This window comes from Actinacidiphila polyblastidii (assembly GCF_036353415.1).
In the GTDB taxonomy this organism is placed as follows: domain Bacteria; phylum Actinomycetota; class Actinomycetes; order Streptomycetales; family Streptomycetaceae; genus Actinacidiphila; species Actinacidiphila polyblastidii.
In genome coordinates, this window is sequence record NZ_JAZEWV010000001.1 from 733,688 (window position 1) to 740,178 (window position 6,491).

Sequence of the window (6,491 nt, forward strand, 5' to 3'; positions counted from 1 at the left end):
TAATACCCGCGCACCATAGGTGCGCGGTCCTTACGACCCGGAGGACCGGACAACGATGAGCAAGCTCCGTGTGGCCGTCATCGGCGCCAGGGGCAGGATCGGCTCCGAGGCGGTACGCGCCGTCGAGGCCGCCGACGACCTGGACCTGGTCGCCGCCCTCGGCCGCGGCGACCGCCTCGACGCCCTCACCGAGGCCGGCGCCGAGGTCGTCGTGGAGCTGACCCACCCGGACGCCGTCATGGGCAATCTGGAGTTCTGCGCCGGCCACGGCATCCACGCCGTGGTCGGCACCACGGGGTGGACGCCCGAGCGGCTGGCCACCCTCGAAGGGCAGCTCGCCGGCTCGCCCGGCACCGGCGTCCTCATCGCCCCGAACTTCTCCATCGGCGCCGTCCTGACCATGCAGTTCGCCCGCCAGGCGGCCCGCTGGTTCGAGTCCGTCGAGGTCATCGAACTGCACCACGACAAGAAGGCCGACGCGCCCAGCGGCACCGCCACCCGCACCGCCCAGCTGGTCGCGGCCGCCCGCCGCGAGGCCGGGCTCGACGCGCAGCACGACCCCACCACCCACGGCCTCGACGGCGCGCGCGGCGCCGACGTCGACGGCGTCCCGGTGCACTCCGTACGGCTGCGCGGCCTGCTCGCCCACCAGGAGGTGCTCTTCGGCGGCACCGGGGAGACCCTCACCCTGCGGCACGACTCGCTGCACCACAGCAGCTTCATGCCGGGCATCCTGCTGGCCGTCCGCACCGTCCCCGGCGTGCCCGGGATCACCTTCGGCCTCGAGCACTTCCTCACCGGCGTGACCGCGGAGACCGGGACGGCCGGGCCCGGCGACGGCACCGGCGCCGGCGAAGGAGCCTGACGTCATGCGCTCCCGAATCGGCTACGCGGCCTCCGCGATCGCCCTGCTCTTCTACTTCGTCCTGGTCGGCGACCGCGGCGTGCTGCTCATCGCCGACGGCCGCCCGGTCACGGTGGCGTTCGGCGTCGCCGTGCTGGTGCTGCCGCTGATCGGCGCGTGGTTCCTGTGGCACACCACGCAGTTCGCCCGGCACGCGGGACGGCTCGGCCGGGAGCTGGAGGCCGAAGGAGGACTGCCCGTCGACGAGCTGGTCCGCACACCCAGCGGCCGCATCGACCGGGACTCGGCGGACGCCGTCTTCGCCAAGCGCCAGGCCGAGACCGAGGCCGCCCCTGAGGACTGGCGGAACTGGTTCCGGCTGGCGGTCGCGTACTTCGACGCCCGCGACACGCCGCGCGCCCGCAAGGCCATGCAGCGGGCCATCGCCCTGCACGACGGGGACCGGCAGGCCGCCCGCTGACCGGCCCGGAGCCCCGGGGGAGGCCGCGAACCGGCCGGCCCCCGAAGCCCCGCCGGTCAGCGCAGCTCGGTCGACCAGCCCTCGATGGCGTCGGCTGCGATGTCGAACGCCTCCACCCGGCCCAGGAAGTCCGCGTTGTGGTCGGTCACCATGGTGCGCAGCTGGCCGCCGCCACGCCGGGTGATCAGCAGCGCCTGACCCATCACGGTCCGCGGCAGCCCCAGCACCTTCACCGGCTGCTGCGCCGTACGCACCGTGTCGACCTTCGACCACGGCACCGTGACCGTGCCGAAGAAGGACACCTGACGCAGCCCCTTGCCGCTCAGCCACAGCCCCACCCGCAGCAGCCGCAGGGTGCAGACGATCACCGCGAGGGCGACGACCAGGCAGGTGGCGGCCCCGTTCACGCTGCCGGCGGCGACCATGATGAGCGAGGCGAAGAGCATGTAGGCGGCCAGCATCAGGGCGAGGGCCGCGAGACCGACCCGCCACGGCCCCGGTCGGTACGGCCGCATCCAGCGGTCGTGGACATCGTGCGGCAGCGGCCGTCCGGTCGCGAACTCGTCGTCGACGGCGGTCGGGGAGCGGTAGGGCAGGGACACGCGGAGATTCCTCTTCCGGATTCCGGCAGGGGCTATGACCGGTGAGGCTAGCCGTCAACCCGGCGACGGCCAACCTCCGGGTCGCGCAGGCCGCGTACGCCCCACTGTCGGGCCCACCGCTTAGGCTGGGCGGCGCACTGAAGCCAACAGGAAGGACCCGCCGGTGTCCACTGATCAGCCCGCCGCCCCCGACACCCCCGTCCGTTTTCGCGACGACGTGAGCGTCGAGCTGGTGAAGCACAGCGCGTCGGACTCCGACGTGCTCTGGGCGGCCCGGGTCTCCACCGCGGGCGAGCAGTCCCTGGCGGAGCTGACCAAGGACCCCGAGCGCTCCAAGGGCCTGATCAACTACCTGATGCGCGACCGCCACGGCAGCCCCTTCGAGCACAACTCCATGACCTTCTTCGTCAGCGCCCCGATCTTCGTCTTCCGCGAGTTCATGCGCCACCGGGTGGGATGGTGCCTGGCCGGTGACACCGAGGTGACACTGGAGAGCGAGGACGGGAGCCTGCGGCACCGGAAGATCGCCGACCTCCACCGCCTGTGGCACCACGGTGCAGAGGACCGCACGGGGCTGTCGGCCGACGGGGCGACGCGGCACTCCCAGGCCGGGGTCGCATCGGTCCGCGGCGCCCATGTCCGCTGCTACGAGGAGGACACCCTGCTCGCGCAGCGGGCGCAGATCGTCGACGTGATGGAGTCCGGGGTCAAGGCGCTCCTGCGTCTCACGACAGAGAGCGGGCGGACGCTGCGCTGCTCCGTCGATCACGCCGTCCTCACGCCGGAAGGGTGGCGCAAGGCCGGCGAGCTGGCGGCAGGTGACGCGGTCATGGCGGCGGACACCGCCCCGCAGCCGCCCGCCGACCTCGTTCCGCCCGGCGTGCGCCGGGACATCGGGGTAGGGACCTCGAACCAGCGCGACCGCCCCAAGGTCGCACCGGCCGTGCCGGACCGCATCGTGGCCGTGGCCGAGGACGGCGAGGAGATGACGTACGACCTGTCCGTCGCCGGTCCCTGGCACAACTTCCTGGCCGACGGAATCGTCGTGCACAACTCGTACAACGAGGAGTCCGGCAGGTACCGCGAGTTGCAGCCGGTGTTCTACGTGCCGGGGGAGGACCGGAAGCTGGTGCAGCAGGGGCGGCCCGGCAAGTACGAGTTCGTGCACGGCAGCCCCGAGCAGCACAAGGCGGTGGCGGCGGCGATGGAGGAGTCGTACACCCAGTCGTACGCCGCCTACCAGGAGATGCTGGCGGCCGGAGTGGCGCGCGAGGTGGCCAGGGCCACTCTTCCGGTCGGTCTGTTCTCGTCGATGTACGCGACGTGCAACGCGCGCTCACTGATGCATTTCCTCGGGCTGCGGACCCAGCACGAGCTGGCGGCCGTCCCGTCCTTCCCGCAGCGGGAGATCGAGATGGTCGGGGAGAAGATGGAGGAGCTCTGGAAGGAGCTGATGCCGCTCACCCACGCGGCATTCAACGCGAACGGCCGAGTCGCCCCGTAAAATCTGTCCGAAGTGCCCGAATTGCAGGCGTTCGCGAAGTTCATCTACGCTGCAGAAACGGTCTCCGGCGCTGCTTGAACCCCCGAGCAGGCAGCGCCGGAGTCCTTTCCGCAGGTCCCACGGCTGCGTCCGTACACACCCACCCAGTACCGTGGGAGACATGGCTCCGACCTCCACCCCCAAGGCCCCCTTCGGCCGGGTGCTGACCGCAATGGTCACGCCGTTCACCACCGCCGGTGCCCTCGACCTCGACGGCGCACAGCAGCTGGCCACCCACCTCGTCGACGCCGGCAACGACGGCCTGGTCGTCAACGGCACCACGGGAGAGTCGCCGACCACCAGCGACCAGGAGAAAGAGCAGCTGGTCCGAGCCGTACTCGACGCGGTCGGCGACCGCGCACACGTCGTCGCCGGCGTCGGCACCAACGACACCGCGCACAGCATCGACCTCGCCCGCCAGGCAGAACGCGCCGGGGCGCACGGACTGCTCACCGTCACGCCGTACTACAGCAAGCCCCCGCAGGAGGGCCTGTACCGGCACTTCACCGCCATCGCCGACGCGACCGGCCTGCCCGTGATGCTCTACGACATCCCCGGCCGCAGCGGCGTGCCCGTCGACACCGAGACGCTGGTCCGGCTCGCCGAGCACCCGCGCATCGTGGCCAACAAGGACGCCAAGGGCGACCTCGGCGCTGCGAGCTGGGCGCTCGCGCGCAGCGGCCTCGCCTGGTACTCCGGCGACGACATGCTCAACCTGCCGCTCCTGGCCATCGGCGCCACCGGCTTCGTCTCCGTCGTCGGCCACCTCGTCACCCCGGAGCTGCGGAGCCTGATCGAGGCGTACGCCGGCGGCGACGTCGCCAAGGCCGCCGAGATCCACCAGCGGCTGCTGCCGGTCTACACCGGCATGTTCCGCGCCCAGGGCGTCATCACCACCAAGGCCGCCCTGGCGCTGCGCGGACTGCCCGCAGGACCCCTCCGGCTGCCCCTGGTGGAACTCACCGGGACCGAGACCGACCAGCTCAGGAGGGATCTCGCCGCGGGCGGGGTACACCTCTGACAACAGACTTCACAACTGAATACGCAGCACCGGAAGACAAGAATCCGAGAAAACGACCAATGCATGTCGCACACGCCACGGCCCCTCAGAGGAGACCCTCTGGCGTGCGCGGTAGGGAGAAAAACCTTTGAGCCATCCGCATCCTGAACTCGGTCCTCCGCCTGCCCTGGCCGAGGGCGGCCTCCGCATCACCCCGCTCGGCGGCCTCGGCGAGATCGGTCGCAACATGACCGTCTTCGAATTCGGCGGGAAGCTGCTGATCGTCGACTGCGGCGTCCTCTTCCCCGAAGAGGAACAGCCCGGCGTCGACCTGATCCTGCCCGACTTCAGTTCCATCAGGGACCGCCTCGACGACGTCGTCGGCATCATCCTGACCCACGGCCACGAAGACCACATCGGAGCCGTCCCCTTCCTCCTCAGGGAGAAGGACGACATCCCGCTGATCGGTTCCAAGCTGACCCTCGCCCTCATCGAGGCCAAGCTCCAGGAACACCGCATCAGGCCGTACGCGCTGGAGGTCAGGGAAGGCGACCGAGAGCGCATCGGCCCCTTCGACTGCGAGTTCATCGCCGTCAACCACTCCATCCCCGACGCGCTGGCCGTCGCCATCCGCACCCCGGCCGGCATGGTGGTCGCCACCGGCGACTTCAAGATGGACCAACTGCCGCTGGACGGACGCCTCACCGACCTGCCGACCTTCGCGCGGCTCGGCGAGGAGGGCATCGACCTGCTGCTCGCCGACTCCACCAACGCCGAGGTCCCGGGGTTCGTCGCGCCCGAGCGCGACATCTCCCAGGTGCTCCGGCAGACCTTCGGGCGCGCCGACAAGCGCATCATCGTGGCCAGCTTCGCCAGCCACGTGCACCGCATCCAGCAGGTCCTGGACGCCGCCCACGCCCACCGCAGGAAGGTCGCCTTCGTCGGCCGCTCCATGGTCAGGAACATGGGCATCGCCCGCGACCTCGGCTATCTCAAGGTGCCCGGCAACCTGGTCGTGGACGTCAAGGTCCTCGACGACCTCCCGGACGAGCAGGTCGTCCTGGTCTGCACCGGCTCCCAGGGCGAACCCATGGCCGCCCTCAGCCGGATGGCGAACCGCGACCACCAGATCCGGATCGTGGAGGGCGACACCGTCATCCTCGCCTCCTCCCTGATCCCCGGAAACGAGAACGCGGTCTACCGCGTCATCAACGGGCTCACCCGCTGGGGCGCCAACGTCGTCCACAAGGGCAACGCCAAGGTGCACGTCTCCGGGCACGCCTCGGCCGGCGAACTGCTGTACTTCTACAACATCTGCAAGCCCCGCAATCTGATGCCGATCCACGGCGAATGGCGCCATCTGCGCGCCAACGCCGAACTCGGTCAGCTCACCGGCATTCCCAAGGAACGCTGCGTCATCGCCGAGGACGGCGTCGCGGTCGACCTCGTCAACGGCGTCGCCAAGATCGCCGGCAAGGTCACCGCCGGATACGTCTACGTCGACGGCCTGTCCGTCGGCGACATCACCGAGTCGTCCCTCAAGGACCGGCGCATTCTCGGTGAGGAGGGCATCGTCTCGGTGTTCGTCGTCGTGGACACCGCCACCGGCAAGATCGTCGGCGGTCCGAACATCCACGCGCGCGGTTCCGGCATCGAGGACGAGGCGTTCGCCGCGGTCATTCCCAAGATCGAGGAGGGGCTGTCCCGTTCGGCCTCCGACGGGGTCATGGAGACGCGGCAGATCCAGCAACTCATCAGGCGCTCCGTCGGCAAGTGGGTCTCCGACACCTACCGCCGCCGGCCGATGATCCTGCCGGTGGTCGTGGAGGTCTGACCTGCCTCCCGCACGGGCGTCCTGACGCACCGTCAACCACATGGCCGAGAGCGGGCCCCCGGATTTGCATCCGGGGGCCCGCTCCAGTACGTTGGCACAACCGCCTCGACGAGACCCGCGGAAACGTGTGTGTTCGCAACGGGGTTGGTAATTCCGACCGGAAAGCATCTGCTAAAGTCGGAACACA

5 protein-coding genes and 2 pseudogenes are annotated in these 6,491 nt (G+C 70.2%); 6 read left to right on the forward strand and 1 reads right to left on the reverse strand.

The features are described from left to right. Positions 1 to 55 precede the first annotated feature (55 nt). Together dapB and V2S66_RS03025 are read left to right on the forward strand one after the other, a co-directional pair. Positions 56 to 865, forward strand: coding sequence for a 4-hydroxy-tetrahydrodipicolinate reductase (gene dapB, locus V2S66_RS03020; RefSeq protein ID WP_330792796.1), 810 nt, complete (start codon positions 56 to 58; stop codon positions 863 to 865). A 4-nt stretch (positions 866 to 869) separates the two neighbouring features. Beyond that, a complete protein-coding gene (locus tag V2S66_RS03025; RefSeq protein ID WP_330792797.1) occupies positions 870 to 1,325 on the forward strand; it encodes a tetratricopeptide repeat protein in 456 nt (151 codons plus the stop codon). Between the two features lie 56 nt (positions 1,326 to 1,381). Here V2S66_RS03025 and V2S66_RS03030 read toward each other — a convergent pair whose 3' ends face one another. After that, positions 1,382 to 1,927 (reverse strand): hypothetical protein, encoded by a 546-nt coding sequence (locus V2S66_RS03030; RefSeq protein WP_330792798.1) that lies wholly within the window; start codon positions 1,925 to 1,927, stop codon positions 1,382 to 1,384. Between the two features lie 163 nt (positions 1,928 to 2,090). On the opposite strand from V2S66_RS03030, the pseudogene V2S66_RS34460 reads away from it, so the two are divergent. The 4 genes and pseudogenes from V2S66_RS34460 to V2S66_RS03050 form a co-directional block, all read left to right on the forward strand. After that, positions 2,091 to 2,978: pseudogene (locus V2S66_RS34460) on the forward strand (FAD-dependent thymidylate synthase); the annotation flags it as partial. A gap of 9 nt (positions 2,979 to 2,987) precedes the next feature. After that, positions 2,988 to 3,431 (forward strand): annotated as a pseudogene (gene thyX, locus V2S66_RS34465) (FAD-dependent thymidylate synthase); the annotation flags it as partial. Between the two features lie 160 nt (positions 3,432 to 3,591). Next, positions 3,592 to 4,491, forward strand: coding sequence for a 4-hydroxy-tetrahydrodipicolinate synthase (gene dapA, locus V2S66_RS03045; RefSeq protein ID WP_330792799.1), 900 nt, complete (start codon positions 3,592 to 3,594; stop codon positions 4,489 to 4,491). A gap of 127 nt (positions 4,492 to 4,618) precedes the next feature. Continuing rightward, the gene (locus tag V2S66_RS03050; RefSeq protein ID WP_330792801.1) at positions 4,619 to 6,304 is read left to right on the forward strand and encodes a ribonuclease J; all 1,686 of its coding nucleotides are present in this window, start codon (positions 4,619 to 4,621) and stop codon (positions 6,302 to 6,304) included. Positions 6,305 to 6,491 lie beyond the last annotated feature (187 nt).